Genomic DNA, 14,455 nt, shown 5'->3' on the forward strand with positions numbered 1-14,455 from the left:
ATGATGCGGCGGGCCCTGGCGACGGTGTTGACCCTGCTGGTAACAGCAGTAGCGTCGATCGCGTGGGCGGTGGCGGCCCCTTCCGCCGCAACCGCAACCCCGCTGCGGGTACCGGGAGGTGCGTGCAACACCCAGGAATGGCAACAAGATTTCAGGTCGTGCCTAGTTCGCGCAAAAGTTGACATCAGCGACGCGGTGGACTGCAAGAAGGCGCCCACCCCCAGCAGCCCGGACTCCGGTTTCGGAGGCTGGTTCGCCGAACGTCCGCCGACGTCCAACAACGGTGTTCGGGGCATGTATAGCCGGTATGGGTACGCGGGCTATTCTTACACCACATACAGCCCGAACGACAGTTGCGCATCATCCCTGATAGATCCTGAGTACAAATTCGAAACCACAGTAGCCAACGGCGAGTTCATGATCGCCACGGCGATTATTGGCGCCTCAAATGCCGTCCGAGAGAGGGCATGGGACCCAAAGTCACTGTGGGGTTGGGCTGACCCTCTTGTAGAGCAGGCAACCAAGGCCATTTACGAGAAGGTATTCAGCGTATTCGGTGTCGTTACTCTGGCGGTAGTCGGCCTGTATCTGATTTGGCGATCGCGCCAGGCAGAAATGGGCGCAGCGACGACCACTGCCGGGTGGGCGATCCTTGTCATGGTTGCGGTCACGGCCATCGCGGCATGGCCGGTGAGATCCGCAAACATCGCCGATCAGAGTCTGATTTCGACCCTTGGCGTGGTGCACGACGCGGTTGGCCCACGCCAGGCGAACGGCCGATGCGACGATCCCACGCCCGGTGCTTGCCAGGACAAACGTCCACCAGCCGCTCGAGCGAGTGATACTGCAACTGAAACCATGCTTTATCGAAATTGGCTGCGAGGACTACTCGGGTCAGCTGACAGCCAGGTCGCCAAGAGATACGGACTCGCGCTTTATGATGCCAAGTCTTACTCCTGGCAGGAAACTGACAAGCTCAACGCTAATCCCAAGACCCGCGATGCGCTGATCAAACAGAAGGAAGAGCAGTGGCACCAGGCCGCGAAGCTCGTCCGGCAAGATGATCCCGAGGCATACGATTACCTCACCGGCGAAAGGGGAATGGAGCGGATCGGATCCGGCTTCATTGCGCTTCTGGCCGCAATCATGTTTGCGCTTTTCGATTTGACCGCATCCTTGCTGGTGCTACTCGGCTTCCTGATCTTCCGGTGGGCGGTGATCGCTGCCCCGATCTTAGGCACGGTCGGCTTGTTGCGCCCGGCCAGCGCAGGTATCAAGCGCCTGGGCAATGCCGTGGTCGCAGCGGTGTTCAACATCGCGATCTTCGGCACAGGCTCAGCTGTCTACCTCTTTGCTGTTGATCTGATCATGAATACTCCAAGCCTGGCCGGTTGGCTACAGGTCGTTCTGGTCTTCCTCTGCGGCGTAGTGGGTTGGGTATTGCTTCGGCCCTACACACGCGTCACGCAGCTCGGAGGCAAGAATTCGACACAGCAGCTGTCTCGGCTCTTCGAGGGGATCATGGCTCGTCGTGGCCGGGAATATGTCGTCAGTGACGACGATGGCAGATCGAAAACCATCTTTGTCGATCCGGTGGGTGGCCCTCCATCTATTCAGCAACGACCCGAGAGCCGCGGCGAAGATCCGTCACAGACTCAACCGGGTCGGAAGCTACCGTCGCTAACCGGACGTGGCGATCAGAGGCCCGAGACGACAGCCCCTGCACCCCGGCGCGAGGGATCAGAGAGCCACAAGGAGGACGTGCCGGCAACACGCGAACCGGCTCCGGCACCTTCACCTCGCCGTGCGCCCAGTTGGTCCGAGCCCGACGTCGCTGATCAGCCGGCGTCCTACGCCATCTACCGACCTGAGACAGGCAGCACGACGAGCGAGCCATCAGAGCCGCGAGTACGCACCGAGGCGAAGTGATCTTTGATGGCTCCGCACTTACTAGAACGTGGCTTGTCCGGCCTATTCCGGTCACGATGGGGCGTAGCCATCGTGATTGCGATAATTGTGCTGGCCGTCGTTGGAGTCGGCCGAATCTTCTCTGACGGGTCTGACCACAGTAAGGACCCGCTCGGATCGATCTCGCCGGCACCCGCGCTCACCGTGGATCCGGCTGATGAGGACAGTGTGATCTCACCTGACCCACCGCCGTCGCCCACCACCAGCCCTGGAACCGCCGCCCCGGAGGCGGTGGCCTACGCCTTCGCTGGCGCTTGGGCAGATCACGACAATGTATCCGCGAAGACATGGCGTGATCGCCTGGTGCCCAACGCGACCAAGGAACTGTCGGCTGAGCTTGCAGACACTGATCCAGCGGACGTTCCAGCGAACCGTGTGACCGGACGTCCGGAAATCCGTCCCGTCGGCGACGGGCTGATTGACGCTGTCGTCGTTGCTGACACTGGCACACTCACACTTCGCCTGGTATCGCCCGAAGGGCGATGGGTGGTCAGTGGGATCGATTGGGCCGAGTCATGAGTCTCCGCCGGCCGCGCCACGTCACTCTGTTGGTCGCTTTGGTTGCGACACTGGCGCTCATCTGTTGTGGCGGTAGCGCGAGCGCGATCCTCCTCGGGGGTTTGGGCGGGGAGGAAAAGGCCAAAACCCTTTCGACATCGGAGTGCGGGCAGGGCGGTCCGATCGATGTGAACGGTGAGCTACCTACACTCCCGCAGTACGGTCCTGAGCAGATGCGCAACGCGGCGGCAATCATCAAGGTGGGCTCGGATCTGAAGCTTCCTCCACGGGCATGGGTGATCGCCATTGCGACGGCCATGCAGGAGTCGCGACTTCTCAATCTCGGCAACCTGGGAAAGAGGAATGATCACGACTCGCTCGGACTTTTCCAGCAGCGCCCCAGCGCGGGCTGGGGAACACCCGGGCAAGTACGCGATCCCGTCTATGCGAGCCGGAAATTCTACGAAAAGCTGCGGACCGTTAAGAATTGGGAGAACATGTCGCTCACGCAGGCGGCACAAAAAGTTCAACGCAGCGCTTATCCCAACGCCTACGCCAAACATGAGCCGCTGGCGACGCAGATCGTTAATAAGCTCGCCAACGGGGCAGCCAACGCCGTTGGAAAATCAGTGGCGATGGTCTGCGCGGCCGGCGGGCAGGTCGCCGCATCTGGTTGGAGGATCCCCCTCAAGGCGACGGTCGGCTCGGGGTTCCGCACTCCCCAACGTCCCACCCACCAAGGCGTCGATCTCATCGTCCAGCGCTACACACCGATCGCGGTTGTGGCGAGCGGCGTGGTCTCGGTGGTCAAGTGCGACGAGGACCATCGCGGACGCCGTACCTGTGACGTTGACGGCTACCCAGGTAAGGGTGGTTGCGGCTGGATGGTGGAGGTCGTGCATGCAAACAAAGTCATGACGCGCTACTGCCACATGGTGCAACATCCCTTCGTCAAGGTCGGTCAGCAGGTCACTGCGGGTGACATCATTGGCCGAGTGGGAACTAGCGGCAACTCCTCCGGACCTCATCTGCATTTCGAAGTGCATATGGGTAACGACCGCACCAGTGGCGGGGCCGTCAATCCGGCGGACTACATGCGACGGCAGGGCGCGCCCCTCGGAGGCGACGAGTGAACAGCCGCCAGCTACCGGATCCGTTCACCGGACCGGCCGATTGGATGGACGCGGCTCCCAGACCGATCGTGCCGACGCCTGCGAACATGGCGGGGGCCTTGCGAGGGCGCCGCGTCTTGATCGGCCTGCCTGGTCAGGGATGGCGGGGCGACATGAGAGCCGATGAGAAGGTGGTGCAAGGCAGTCGGACCTACGTGCCCGTCATGCCGGAGTCAGAATGGTATCGCGCTGAGTCGGAACGCACGGAGGTCTTCGCGCCGATGGTGCCGGTCGAGCGCGTATGGGTCGAAGAACTTGGCCTGGCGGCCTCGCCTTCGCCCCTCGACGATGTAGTGAACAGGCTCGTCTCGCTGGACGATCCCCCGCGACGGACACCCGTGGCAGCCCGCGCCATCCCAACTCTCACGGGTAGGCGGGCAGTCCAACTACTCGAGGACGGCGGTGAACGCCGCGACCTTCGGTGCGTAACTGAGCTGCACACCAGCGACGATGGCGGAATTTGTGCCCGCGTGGCCACCGAACTGGATTGGTACCGCTGGGCGTGGAGCGGCAAAACACCCAGCACCTTGGAAGTACCATTGGAACTCTTGTGGATTGAATAAGCTCAAGCCATTTTGGATCCACCGCAGAGCTGCCATTGGTCGCCCGTTCTTTTGACGTCGAATTGCCAATCTTCGTCACGACTGCTCAGCATTTGTCCCTGATCAAAGCCGGATATGGTCAGCGTGACACCTACCGACTCCTGTTCCTGGCCGGTGGTCGTGCGGGTCAACGCACCCCAGCTCACCATGACCGAAACCTTCTGCTCGGTTTCCCGCCGCAGAATCTCGCTTCGGAGAGCAGCGACCGCCCTCAGGTCCGGCTTTTCACATGTGAAGAGGCTGGATTGCTTGTCATCTCTATCGACGAGGAAGGCGATCAGGAAACTGTCGGTTACGACATCCGGTTCGCTCCGATCAATCTTGGTGGCTCGATCGTAGAGGGAGACGAAGACTCCTACGCCGCCTAGGCAGAGTAAGGACAGGATGCCTGCGGCCATGGCCAGGAGAAGGCGGGCTCGGCGGTTGGGAGGCTTGGGCGACGAACTGGCGGGAGGCGGCGGGGGGAGCGCGCCGGAGGGTGGCGCCGCCGGGGAGGGCTGCTCGGGCTGGGGTGGCGGCTCCGGGGGGTGCACACCGTCGACTTTAGTGGCTCTGGAGGATCTATCGACCGGCGCCACGGAAAGGTGCTGTGGCTACGGAACGCAAAGGGTCGGCGTGGCTGGGATACGGTTTGAGCGCACACAGGGAGGTGAGGCGGTGGCGGAGTCGAGTTCCCGGATCGATCAGGCCGCTGCCCTGCACCGGCAGGCCGAGGCCACCGTCGCGGCGGCGGCGGCCGTGCTTGATGGGCAGGCGCCGGCCGCGGGTGATCCGCGGGAGCAGCATGCCCTGGCCGAGGAGTTGCGGGCGGCGGCCAGCGCGCTCGCGCCGGGGTGGCTGGGCGCGCCGCTGGAGGCCCGGTCGGCCAACACGCCGCTGGGCGGGGCTGGTCTGCCCCAGTTCGTGCGGGTGGGGGTGGCGCAGCCGCTCGATGATGCGACCTTCCCGGCGATTGTGCCGCTGCTGGGGTCGGGCAACCTGACCATCGACCAGGATGCCCGGGACGCGCGGGTGGCGGGACTGTTGCGCAGCGTCGTGCTGCGGTTGCTGGCGGCCGCTCCGGCCGGGTCGCTGCTGTTGCGGGCGGTCGACTGTGCGGGCGGCGGGACGGTCTTCGCGCCGTTCGAGCCGCTGATCGGGACCGGCGTCCTCAATCCGGTCGCCACTGACCAGGAAGGTCTGCGGGAAACCCTCAACGACGCGCAGAAGTGGGTACGAGCGCGGCGTGGTGATGGCGCCCGCCGCAGCCGCCGGGACAAGGTCATGCTGCTGGTGATCGCCAGCCTGCCGCCGACCGCGTGGGGTGAGCTGCCGCAGATCGCGCTGCTGGCGCAGCAGGGGCCGAGTGTCGGCCTGCATCTGATCGTGGCGGGCTGGCCGCCGCCGCCGGAGAACACGGGTGACAGCCAGCAAGGAATGCTGCGGGATGCCACCGCCATCGCGTTGCTCAATCCGGATGTACGCATCGGCAACACGCCTCTCGGCGCCTTCACCGCGGGGGTCGACGGCTTCTTCGACGTGCCGGTCTTCCTCGACGACGACCCGCCGCCGCACCTGATCGACGCGGTCTGCCAGGAGCTGGCCGCCAGTTCGGCCCAGGCCGCCCAGGTGATGCTGTCCGACCTGCTACCGGACCCGCGTGAGGAGATCTGGACGGCCGACGCCGCCGACGGGCTGAGCACGCCGGTGGGGCAGGCCGGCGACAACCCGGTGGTGCTGCAGTTCAACGACCTGACGCCACACTGGATGGTCGGCGGGCGGTCCGGCGCCGGCAAGACCGCCTTCCTGATCAACGTGCTGTACGGGCTGTGCGCCCGGTTCAGCCCGGCCGAGCTGGCCCTCTACCTGCTCGACTTCAAGGAAGGCGTCTCGTTCGCCGAGTTCGTGCCGACCCAGCGTGACCGCACCTGGCTGCCGCATGCGCGGGCGGTCGGTGTCGAGTCCGACCGGGAGTACGGGCTGGCCGTGCTGCGCGAGCTGGACGCCGAGATGACCCGCCGGTCGGTGGCGTACAAGCGGGCCGGTGTGACCAAGTTCGCCGACCTGCGGGCGGTGGCCGCCGAGGAGGGGCGCGGCAAGGCGCTGCCCCGGGTGCTGTGTGTGATCGACGAGTTCCAGGTGTTGCTGGCCGGCAATGACCCGATTGCCACTGAGGCGGTGGGGCTGCTGGAGTCGCTGGCCCGCAAGGGCCGCTCGTACGGCATCCATCTGGTCCTGGCCAGTCAGACCGTGCTCGGCGTGGAGGCGCTGTACACCAAACGCGATTCGATCTTCGGTCAGTTCCCGGTGCGGGTGGCCCTGCCGGGCGGCGGTGACGTGCTCGAGCCGACCAACGACTCGGCGGCCGGCCTGGCTTTGGGCACCGCGGTGGTGAACACGGCCGGTGGCCTCGGCGGCCCGCGTGGCGCCACCCGGGCCCACGAGCGGCATGTGCGTTTCCCCGACCCGCACGCCGACAAGGACGCGCTCAGCGAGCTGCGCCACAAGCTGTGGGGCGCCCGTGATCCGGAGTCGCCGCCGCCGCGCATCTTCGCCGGCTACGCGCAGCAGCACCTGGCCGACGACCCGACCTACCGGGCCGCGCTGGCCGGGCGGGCGGGGCGGCCGGCCGCGCTGGTCGGCCGGGTCATCGACGTGCAGCTGTCGACCGCATCGTTCCCGTTGGACGCGTCGCCGGGGCGGCACCTGGCGATCTTCGGGACGCGACCGGACGGGGCCGAGGTGTTGCAGGCGGCCGCGTTGGGTGTGGCGGCGTTCCACGCACCGCGTACCGCACGATTTGTGATCTCGTCGTTGGTCGCCGAAGGCGATGAGCTGGCCAACGACCTCGCAGCCGAGATCGGCCACCGGCAAGAGGTGGTGGCGGTGGGCGCGTCCGGCCTGGCCGCCCAGCTCAACCTGGAGCGGCCGAGCTATCTGGTGGTGTTCGGGATGGATGCGGCCAGCCCGGGGACGCTGCCGACGCTGCGGCAGGTGCTGCGGGACGGGCCGGGCCGCGGCGTGCACCTGCTGTCGTGGTGGCGCGGGCTGCGGCGGTTCACCGAGGAGACGGGCGGCAGCGCGGGCCGGGAGGACGTGGCCGGGCTGCTGTTCCTGAACACGGCCCAGCAGGATGTCTGTCTGATGCTGGGCCGGCAGATCGACTGGCAGCCGCGCCCGAACCGCGCGTTGCTGCACGACCGGCACGCCGACCGGGTGGATGTGCTGGTGCCGTTCGTGCTGCCGGAGGCGGAGGAGCCGTGACGGAGCCGACCACCGACGAGATCATTCCGCAGCAGCAGTCGCCGGCGCCCGCGCACGGGCCGTGGGCGGATTATCTGGCCGCGGCGCAGCGGTTGGATGCGGTGCGTCGCGAGGCCAGCGTCACGGCCGGTGAGCAGGCTGCGGCTTTGCAGGCCGCGAGGCAGGAGCTGGCGGGGGTACGCGCACGGCTCGCACCGCAGCGCGCCCGGTTGGTGCAGGAGTTCGGCGTACCCGAACAGGATCTTGTGCCTCGGCCGGCCGAGCAGGCGGCTGCGGCACCCACGGTGAACGGCGGTCCGGCCGCGGCCCTGGCCGCATTGCGACAGTCCCGGGGGACAGCGGACGCGGCCGACGCGGCGATGCTCGGCTCCCCGGCCCGGCGGGTCTCGTCGCTGCGGCCGTGGGCCCGCAATCTGCTGATCTACGGTCCGTTCGCGGCCGCGGTGCTGATCGTGCAGATCGTGCTGTATCTGGTGGCGCCGCCCGGCTCGGTGCCCACGTACGCGCTGCTGTGCGGGCTGAGCATGCCGGTGATGGCGTTCGGGCTGGGCTGGGTGACGATCGGTTTCGTCTACGGCGGCGGCCCGGAGAAGGTGGATCGCACCCCGGTCGTCGGTGTGATCGCGTGCCTGACGCCGGTGCTGCTGACCTGCATGGCCGTCGGGCTGCTGCAGTTCATCAAGTAGGAGGTGCGGCGGTGGCGAGCGTCGAAGAGGTCAAGGCCAACGTGCGGGCGTCGGTGGACGGCACGCAGCGGGCGGTGACCGGCATCCAGCACGTGTCGGAGCAGCTGGACGACGCGCTGGCGCTGCTGCGGCTGACCGCGGTGGGGTCGTTTCACCCGTCCGTGGCGTCGGCGATCGCGCAGCTGGAGCAGGCCCGGATGCGGCTGGACGAGGCGGCGACGCTGGCCCGGGCGGCGATCGACAGCGCCGACACCTACCGGATGATCGTCTAGGCGGTCTCGGCCGTCAGGTCGACCTCGATGAGTTGGCCGCGGTAGCCCAGGGCGGCGACCCCGAGCAGGGTGCTGGCGCTGGTGAAGGCCGGCGCCAGCGGGGATCGCATCAGGCGGTGCCACACGTCGGCCAGCTCGCCGCTGTCGGTGCTGACCACGTACACCACCGAGCGCACCACGGCGTCGGGCTTGACCCCGGCCGCATCGAGGACGGCCAGACAGTTGGCGATGACCTGGTCGGTCTGGGTCAGGAAGTCGTCACCGACGATCTTGTCGTCGACGTCGAGCGGACACTGGCCAGCGAAGTGGATCATGCGGCTGGCGGAGGAGACCGTGATGTGGGCGTAGCCGTCCGGCCGATGCAGGCCCGGCGGGTTGAAACGCTGCATGGTCACCTCGCGTTGATCAGGGCCATCGCTTCCGCGCGGACCTTGCCGTCGCGCTGGAACGCGCCGCGGACCGCCGAGGTGACCGTACGGGCTCCGACCTTGCGGATGCCACGCATTTCCATGCAGAGGTGCCGGCATTCGAGCACCACGATGACCCCGCGCGCCCCGAGCTGCTTCATCAGCAGGTCGGCGATCTCCGAGGTGAGTCGTTCCTGCACCTGCGGGCGGCGGGCGAACACCTCGACCAGGCGGGCGAGCTTGGACAGCCCGGTGATGCGGCCGTCGGTGCCGGGGATGTAGCCGATGTGCGCGCTGCCGACGAATGGCAGCAGGTGGTGCTCGCACATGCTCTGCACCTCGATGTCGCGGACCAGCACGAGTTCCTCGTGGTCGGCCTCGAACGTCGTGGTGACCACCCGGGCCGGGTCGACCCGCAGGCCGGCGAAGAGTTCGGCGTACGCCCGGGCCACCCGGGACGGGGTCCGTTCCAGACCGTCGCGGTCCGGATCCTCGCCGATCGCGATGAGGATCTCCCGGACCGCCTTCTCGATACGCGGAAGGTCGACGGCGTCCTCGACGGGAGACCCGTTGAGTTTGCCGTCGACCAGTCGCGCGGCGAGATAGTCGAGCTCGCCGATCAGTGGCCGCCTTCCGCCCCGTTACTGCCGGCCGTGCCCGAACCCCCGGGCACGATCGCCGCCTGACCGTCCGCCTCGGCCTGCGCCTTGAGCGTGGCCTGCTCGGACGGGGTGAGCACCGGAGGGGCCGACGACGGCAGACGCTTGCCGAAGCCGTTGAACGGAGCCATCGGAGGACGCTTCTGCACACGGGCGCAGATGCGGTTCATGTCGTCCTGGGTGATGGTTTCCTTTTCCATCAGCTCGAGCACCATGTCGTCGAGGACGTCCCGGTATTCGACCAGGATTTCCCACGCCTCGTCGTGCGCGAGCTCGATGAGCGCCCGGACCTCGCTGTCGATGTCGGCCGCGACCGAGTCGGAGTAGTCCTTCTCGTGGCCCATGTTGCGGCCCATGAACGGCTCGTCGCCGCTGGTGCCGTACTTGACGGCGCCCAGCTTGGAGCTCATGCCGTACTGCGTGACCATGGCGCGGGCCAGGCTGGACGCCTTTTCGATGTCGTTGCCGGCGCCGGTGGTGGGCTCGTGGAAGACGAGTTCCTCGGCGGCCCGGCCACCCAGCGCGTAGGCCAGCGTGTCGATCATCTCGGCCCGGGTCTGGGTGTATTTGTCCTCGGTCGGCAGGACCAGCGTGTGGCCCAGCGAGCGGCCGCGCGGCAGGATCGTCACCTTGTGCACCGGGGCGGAGTGCGGCAGAGCGTATGCCACCAGCGCGTGACCGCCCTCGTGGTACGCGGTGATCTTCTTTTCCTTGTCGCTCATCGCCCTGGTCTTGCGCTCCGGTCCGGCGATGACGCGGTCGATCGACTCCTCGAGGAACTCGTTGGAGATCGCCCGCTTTTCGTTCCGCGCGGTGAGCAGTGCGGCCTCGTTGATCACGTTGGCCAGGTCGGCGCCGGAGAAACCGGGCGTCCGGCGGGCCACCGAGTCGAGGTCGACGTCGGGCGTGAACGGCTTGCCCTTGGCGTGCACCCGGAGGATCGCCTTGCGGCCCTCCATGTCCGGGTTGTCCACCGGGATCTGCCGGTCGAAACGGCCCGGGCGCAGCAGCGCCGGGTCGAGGATGTCGGGCCGGTTGGTCGCCGCGATCAGGATCACGCCGCCCTTGGTGTCGAAGCCGTCCATCTCGACCAGCAGCTGGTTGAGCGTCTGCTCGCGCTCGTCGTGACCGCCGCCCATGCCGGCACCGCGGTGCCGGCCGACGGCGTCGATCTCGTCGACGAAGACGATCGCCGGCGCGTTGGCCTTGGCCTGCTCGAAGAGGTCGCGGACGCGGCTGGCGCCGACACCGACGAACATCTCGACGAAGTCCGAGCCGGAGATCGAGTAGAAGGGCACCCCGGCCTCACCGGCGACCGCCCGGGCCAGCAGCGTCTTGCCCGTACCGGGTGAGCCGAACAGCAGCACACCCTTTGGGATCTTGGCGCCGAGGGCCTGGTATTTGGCCGGATTCTGCAGGAAGTCCTTGATCTCGTAGAGCTCCTGGACCGCCTCGTCGGCCCCCGCCACGTCGGCGAAGGTGGTCTTCGGCGTGTCCTTGGTGATCATCTTCGCTTTGGACTTGCCGAAGTTGAGCACCCTCGAACCGCCGCCCTGCATCTGCGACATGAACAGCAGTAGCAGGATCACCAGGATCGCGATCGGTAGCAGGTTGATCAGGAGACTGAGCAGGATGCTGTCGCCCGAGACGGTGGTGTTGAAGTTCTCCTGGATGCGCCCGGCGGCCTTGGCCTGCTGGACCGCGTCGAGGATGCGGTTGCTCGCCTCGTACGGGTACTGCGTCTCGATCAACTTGGTCTGTTTGCCGGCGAAGCGCTCGTCGGAGACCAGGTCGATCTGCAGCGTCTGCTCTTTGTCCTTGATCAGGACTTTCTTGATGCCCGGCTGGGTCAGCCGCTCGAGGGCGACCGACGTGTCAACTCGCTGGTAGCTCGGACCACTGGTGAAGATTGAGCTCAGCGCAATCGCACCGATGATCACCAGACTGATCCAGACCACCGGGCGTCGGAAGAAACGCGTACGTTCCATACTGTCTGTCGGGCACTTGTCGCGCCCGGACCCTCCTGATCGGCGTCCTGGTCACCTGACTTGCTGCCGGCGAGCATGGGGCTGCGCCATTGGTCACTCGACGGTACACCGTGGGTGCCGGTTGCGACTCCGTGAGCCCACCCGCCCGACACCGGCCGTTTACGGCCTAGCCAGTTGAAAAGCGGGCGAAGCGCCCCATTCCTGAGAAGAAGCTGAGGAACCCGTTCAGCTACGGGCGTACACCTCCGGCTTCAGCACCCCGATGTACGGCAATTCGCGGTACCGCTCGGCGAAGTCCAGCCCGTACCCGACGACGAACTCGTTGGGGACGTCGAAGCCGATGTACTTCACCGGCACGCTGACCTTGACCGCGTCCGGTTTGCGCACCAGGGCCACCACCTCGACGCTGGCGGGCGACCGGCTGTGCAGGTATTTCATCAGCCAGGACAGGGTCAGACCGGAGTCGACGATGTCCTCGACGATCACCACGTGCCGGCCGGCGATGTCGCGGTCGAGGTCCTTGAGGATGCGCACCACGCCCGAGGAGGCCGTGCCGGAGCCGTAGGACGACACCGCCATGAACTCCATCTCGACGGACGGACCGGTCCGGCCCAGCGCGCGGGAGAAGTCGGCCATGAACATGACCGCCCCCTTGAGCACGCAGACGAGCAGCAGCCCGCCCTCGGCGCCGGCGTAGTCGGCCGAGACCTGCTTGGCCAGTTCCTCGGTCTTCTCCCGGATCTGCTCCTCGGAGATGATCACGTGATCGATATCGGCGTCATACCAGGAGCCGTCTGCCATGGACCTAGCCTGCCTGATGAAGGTTGCGGGCGGCGGCCGGGGTCAGCGGCCGGACCTGCGCAAATCCCGCTAAACCGTGGGCTGGCGTGACACGGCGTGGCGACCGTCACAGGTCGACCCGCCTGAGGCAACCCTCTCGCCGGGCCACCAGCACCCCGCCCGGTAACGCGGCCGGACCCTGACCGTGCCAGTCCGTGATCAAGGCGTCCATCGCGGCCACGTGCCGGTGGGACAGCGCACCGCCGGAGACGCCGAGCCGCCGCGCCCACTGGTGCAGCACCCGGGTGCGGATCGCGTCGGGCAAGACGGACAGGTCGGTCACCACGAGCTCGTCGCGCACCTCGGCGGCGGCCAGCGCGTCCAGGGCCTCGGTGTCGGCCGCCAGCTGTCCCGCCGTCCGGGCCAGGTTGCCGACCACGGCCGGGCCGAGCGCGGCGATCAGGGCGGGCAGCAGGTCGGCGCGGACGCGCGCTCGGGCGTACGCGGGATCGTGGTTGTGGGGGTCATTCCAGACCGTGAGGCCCAACGCAGCGCAAGCCTTGCGGGTTTCCGCCCTCGACACGTCCAGAAATGGGCGCAGCAACAATCCCCGGCGCTGGGGCATTCCGGACATTCCACGCGGGCCGGCGCCTCGGGCCAGTGCCAGCAACACCGTCTCGGCTTGATCGTCCCGGGTGTGCCCCAGCAGGATCGCGGAGGCGCGATGCTCACCAGCCGCCTCTTCCAATGCCGCATATCGCGCATTTCTGGCAGCAGCCTCGGGACCGCCCGGGCCGACGACCTCCACCCGGACCGCCAGCGTGGGCGACAAATCTGGAAAGACCGACAAGACGCCGGCAGCGCGCTCAGCGGACCCCTCCTGAAGCCCGTGATCAACGGTGATCAGGCCGGCCCGAAGACCGAGGCGAGGCGCCACGAAACCCGTCGCCGCCGCGAGCGCCAGCGAATCAGCCCCGCCCGAACAAGCCACCAACACGAGCGAGCCGCGGGGCAAAGACGACAGGCCGGAACGAACCGCCCGGCGGGTGGCCGCGACCGGCGCCGGGAGAAACGCCATCTAGCCCGCCGCGACGCCGCCGTGCACCCGGGCCACCCAGGCATCCGGGTCGCCGAGCTCATCCAGCCGCGGCAGGGTCAGCGGCGACTCGAAGATCTTGTTGAAGCCGCTCATGCCGACCCGCTCGACCACGCCGTGCACGAATTTGCGGCCCTCGGCGTACTGCCGCATCTTGACCTCGATGCCCAGCAGCCGGCGGATCGCCATCTCGAGCGGGTTGCCACCCTCGCGGCGGCGGTTGAACTTGGCCCGGATCGACTCCACGCTTGGGATCACCTCGGGGCCGACACCGTCCATCACGAACTCCGCATGCCCCTCGAGCAACGTCATCAGGGCGGTCAGCCGGTCGAGCACGGCCTTCTGCGCCGGGGTCTGCACGATGTCCAGTACCGAGGCGCGGCTCTCCGGGTCGCGCAGCGCGTCGGACAGGGTCGCGACGCCGCGCCGCAGCCGCTCCAGGATGTGCTCGGCACCGGCCTGCGAGGCGTCGGTGAAGGCCTGCACCTCGCCCAGGAAGTAGCCGCGCATCCATGGGACCGCGGTGAACTGGGTGCGGTGGGTCACCTCGTGCAGGCACACCCAGAGCCGGAAGTCGCGCGGGTCGGCATCCAGCTTGCGCTCGACCTCGACGATGTTCGGAGCGTTCAGCAACAGCTGGCCCGGCTCGCCGGAGAACACCTCGTACTGTCCCAGCACCCGGCCGGACAGATAGGCCAGCACGGTGCCGGCCTGCACCCCGGTCACCCGCGAGCCGATCGCGTCGGCCACCGCGCCCGGCTGCCGGTCGCCGGAGAGCCGGGTGACCAGCGGGCTGATCACCTGCCGCAGCCCGGCGATGTTCACCGCCGCCCAGTCCTTCCGGTCCACCACCCGCACCGCCGGCACCTCGACCTGCGAGGTGAGGCCAGTGTACGCGGCGACGTGCCCCGCCGCCTCGTCGGTCAACTCACGCAGCTGGCTCACCACCTGCATAGCTTCCTCGTAGGACACCGCGGGGCCGGATTTGGACAGCGCCCCCGCGGTGGCGGAGGCCAGATCCCAGTCAACGAACTGCGCCATGAACCGACAGTACCCGCGAGTCACCAGTCGGCGACCCGGTAGA

General features: G+C 67.4%; 13 protein-coding genes. 6 read left to right on the forward strand and 7 right to left on the reverse strand.

Translation table 11 applies throughout. The features are described 5' to 3' along the window. The 3 genes from ACGFIO_RS17360 (at window position 1) to ACGFIO_RS17370 (ending at window position 4,201) form a co-directional block, all read left to right on the forward strand. The gene (locus ACGFIO_RS17360; RefSeq protein ID WP_392827254.1) at window positions 1-1,929 is read left to right on the forward strand and encodes an MFS transporter; all 1,929 of its coding nucleotides are present in this window, start codon (window positions 1-3) and stop codon (window positions 1,927-1,929) included. A 554-nt stretch (window positions 1,930-2,483) separates the two neighbouring features. Next, on the forward strand, window positions 2,484-3,599 hold the full coding sequence (locus tag ACGFIO_RS17365; protein WP_392827255.1) for a M23 family metallopeptidase: 1,116 nt from the start codon (window positions 2,484-2,486) through the stop codon (window positions 3,597-3,599). Between the two features lie 44 nt (window positions 3,600-3,643). After that, window positions 3,644-4,201, forward strand: a complete 558-nt coding sequence (locus tag ACGFIO_RS17370; protein WP_392827460.1) for a hypothetical protein — start codon at window positions 3,644-3,646, stop codon at window positions 4,199-4,201. A gap of 2 nt (window positions 4,202-4,203) precedes the next feature. On the opposite strand, the gene ACGFIO_RS17375 is transcribed toward ACGFIO_RS17370, so the two are convergent. Beyond that, the gene (locus tag ACGFIO_RS17375) at window positions 4,204-4,638 is read right to left on the reverse strand and encodes a hypothetical protein (protein ID WP_392827256.1); all 435 of its coding nucleotides are present in this window, start codon (window positions 4,636-4,638) and stop codon (window positions 4,204-4,206) included. A 259-nt stretch (window positions 4,639-4,897) separates the two neighbouring features. Here ACGFIO_RS17375 and ACGFIO_RS17380 point away from each other — a divergent pair, with 259 nt between their 5' ends. From ACGFIO_RS17380 to ACGFIO_RS17390, 3 genes are read left to right on the forward strand one after another with little or no spacing between them, the layout of a single operon-like run. Then, on the forward strand, window positions 4,898-7,483 hold the full coding sequence (locus ACGFIO_RS17380; protein WP_392827257.1) for an FtsK/SpoIIIE domain-containing protein: 2,586 nt from the start codon (window positions 4,898-4,900) through the stop codon (window positions 7,481-7,483). Continuing rightward, window positions 7,480-8,169 (forward strand): hypothetical protein, encoded by a 690-nt coding sequence (locus tag ACGFIO_RS17385; RefSeq protein WP_392827258.1) that lies wholly within the window; start codon window positions 7,480-7,482, stop codon window positions 8,167-8,169. Before ACGFIO_RS17380 ends, ACGFIO_RS17385 begins: the two co-directional genes overlap by 4 nt. 11 nt (window positions 8,170-8,180) lie before the next feature. Then, on the forward strand, window positions 8,181-8,441 hold the full coding sequence (locus ACGFIO_RS17390; protein WP_392827259.1) for a hypothetical protein: 261 nt from the start codon (window positions 8,181-8,183) through the stop codon (window positions 8,439-8,441). Here ACGFIO_RS17390 and ACGFIO_RS17395 read toward each other — a convergent pair. The 6 genes from ACGFIO_RS17395 to ACGFIO_RS17420 all read right to left on the reverse strand — a co-directional run bounded on the left by ACGFIO_RS17395 (window position 8,438) and on the right by ACGFIO_RS17420 (window position 14,412). Continuing rightward, entirely contained in the window at window positions 8,438-8,830 is a 393-nt protein-coding gene (locus ACGFIO_RS17395; RefSeq protein WP_392827461.1) for a RidA family protein, read from the reverse strand. The two genes, ACGFIO_RS17390 and ACGFIO_RS17395, sit on opposite strands and share 4 nt — an antisense overlap. Before the next feature lie 2 nt (window positions 8,831-8,832). Next, entirely contained in the window at window positions 8,833-9,468 is a 636-nt protein-coding gene (gene folE / locus ACGFIO_RS17400) for a GTP cyclohydrolase I FolE (protein WP_392827462.1), read from the reverse strand. Further along, a complete protein-coding gene (gene ftsH / locus ACGFIO_RS17405) occupies window positions 9,468-11,495 on the reverse strand; it encodes an ATP-dependent zinc metalloprotease FtsH (protein ID WP_392827260.1) in 2,028 nt (675 codons plus the stop codon). The genes folE and ftsH overlap by 1 nt, the downstream gene beginning before the upstream one ends. Before the next feature lie 225 nt (window positions 11,496-11,720). Then, window positions 11,721-12,296: a hypoxanthine phosphoribosyltransferase gene (gene hpt, locus ACGFIO_RS17410; protein ID WP_392827261.1), complete on the reverse strand. Its 576-nt coding sequence runs from the start codon at window positions 12,294-12,296 to the stop codon at window positions 11,721-11,723. Between the two features lie 106 nt (window positions 12,297-12,402). Next, window positions 12,403-13,353 carry a tRNA lysidine(34) synthetase TilS gene (gene tilS, locus ACGFIO_RS17415; protein WP_392827262.1) on the reverse strand — a complete coding sequence of 317 codons (951 nt, stop codon included), beginning with the start codon at window positions 13,351-13,353 and terminating at the stop codon, window positions 12,403-12,405. Continuing rightward, on the reverse strand, window positions 13,354-14,412 hold the full coding sequence (locus ACGFIO_RS17420; protein ID WP_392827263.1) for a zinc-dependent metalloprotease: 1,059 nt from the start codon (window positions 14,410-14,412) through the stop codon (window positions 13,354-13,356). It abuts the gene before it with no gap. Between the last annotated feature and the right edge of the window lie 43 nt (window positions 14,413-14,455).

It is taken from the genome of Actinoplanes sp. NPDC049265 (assembly GCF_043197135.1).
Classification (GTDB): Bacteria; Actinomycetota; Actinomycetes; order Mycobacteriales; family Micromonosporaceae; genus Actinoplanes.

Coding starts and splice junctions, on each gene's coding strand:
- ACGFIO_RS17360 (WP_392827254.1), top strand. CDS start 1: ATGATGCGGCGGGCCCTGGCGACGGTGTTGACCCTGCTGGTAACAGCA.
- ACGFIO_RS17420 (WP_392827263.1), bottom strand. CDS start 14,412: ATGGCGCAGTTCGTTGACTGGGATCTGGCCTCCGCCACCGCGGGGGCG.
- tilS (WP_392827262.1), bottom strand. CDS start 13,353: ATGGCGTTTCTCCCGGCGCCGGTCGCGGCCACCCGCCGGGCGGTTCGT.
- ACGFIO_RS17370 (WP_392827460.1), top strand. CDS start 3,644: ATGGACGCGGCTCCCAGACCGATCGTGCCGACGCCTGCGAACATGGCG.
- ACGFIO_RS17375 (WP_392827256.1), bottom strand. CDS start 4,638: ATGGCCGCAGGCATCCTGTCCTTACTCTGCCTAGGCGGCGTAGGAGTC.
- hpt (WP_392827261.1), bottom strand. CDS start 12,296: ATGGCAGACGGCTCCTGGTATGACGCCGATATCGATCACGTGATCATC.
- ACGFIO_RS17395 (WP_392827461.1), bottom strand. CDS start 8,830: ATGCAGCGTTTCAACCCGCCGGGCCTGCATCGGCCGGACGGCTACGCC.
- ACGFIO_RS17365 (WP_392827255.1), top strand. CDS start 2,484: ATGAGTCTCCGCCGGCCGCGCCACGTCACTCTGTTGGTCGCTTTGGTT.
- ftsH (WP_392827260.1), bottom strand. CDS start 11,495: ATGGAACGTACGCGTTTCTTCCGACGCCCGGTGGTCTGGATCAGTCTG.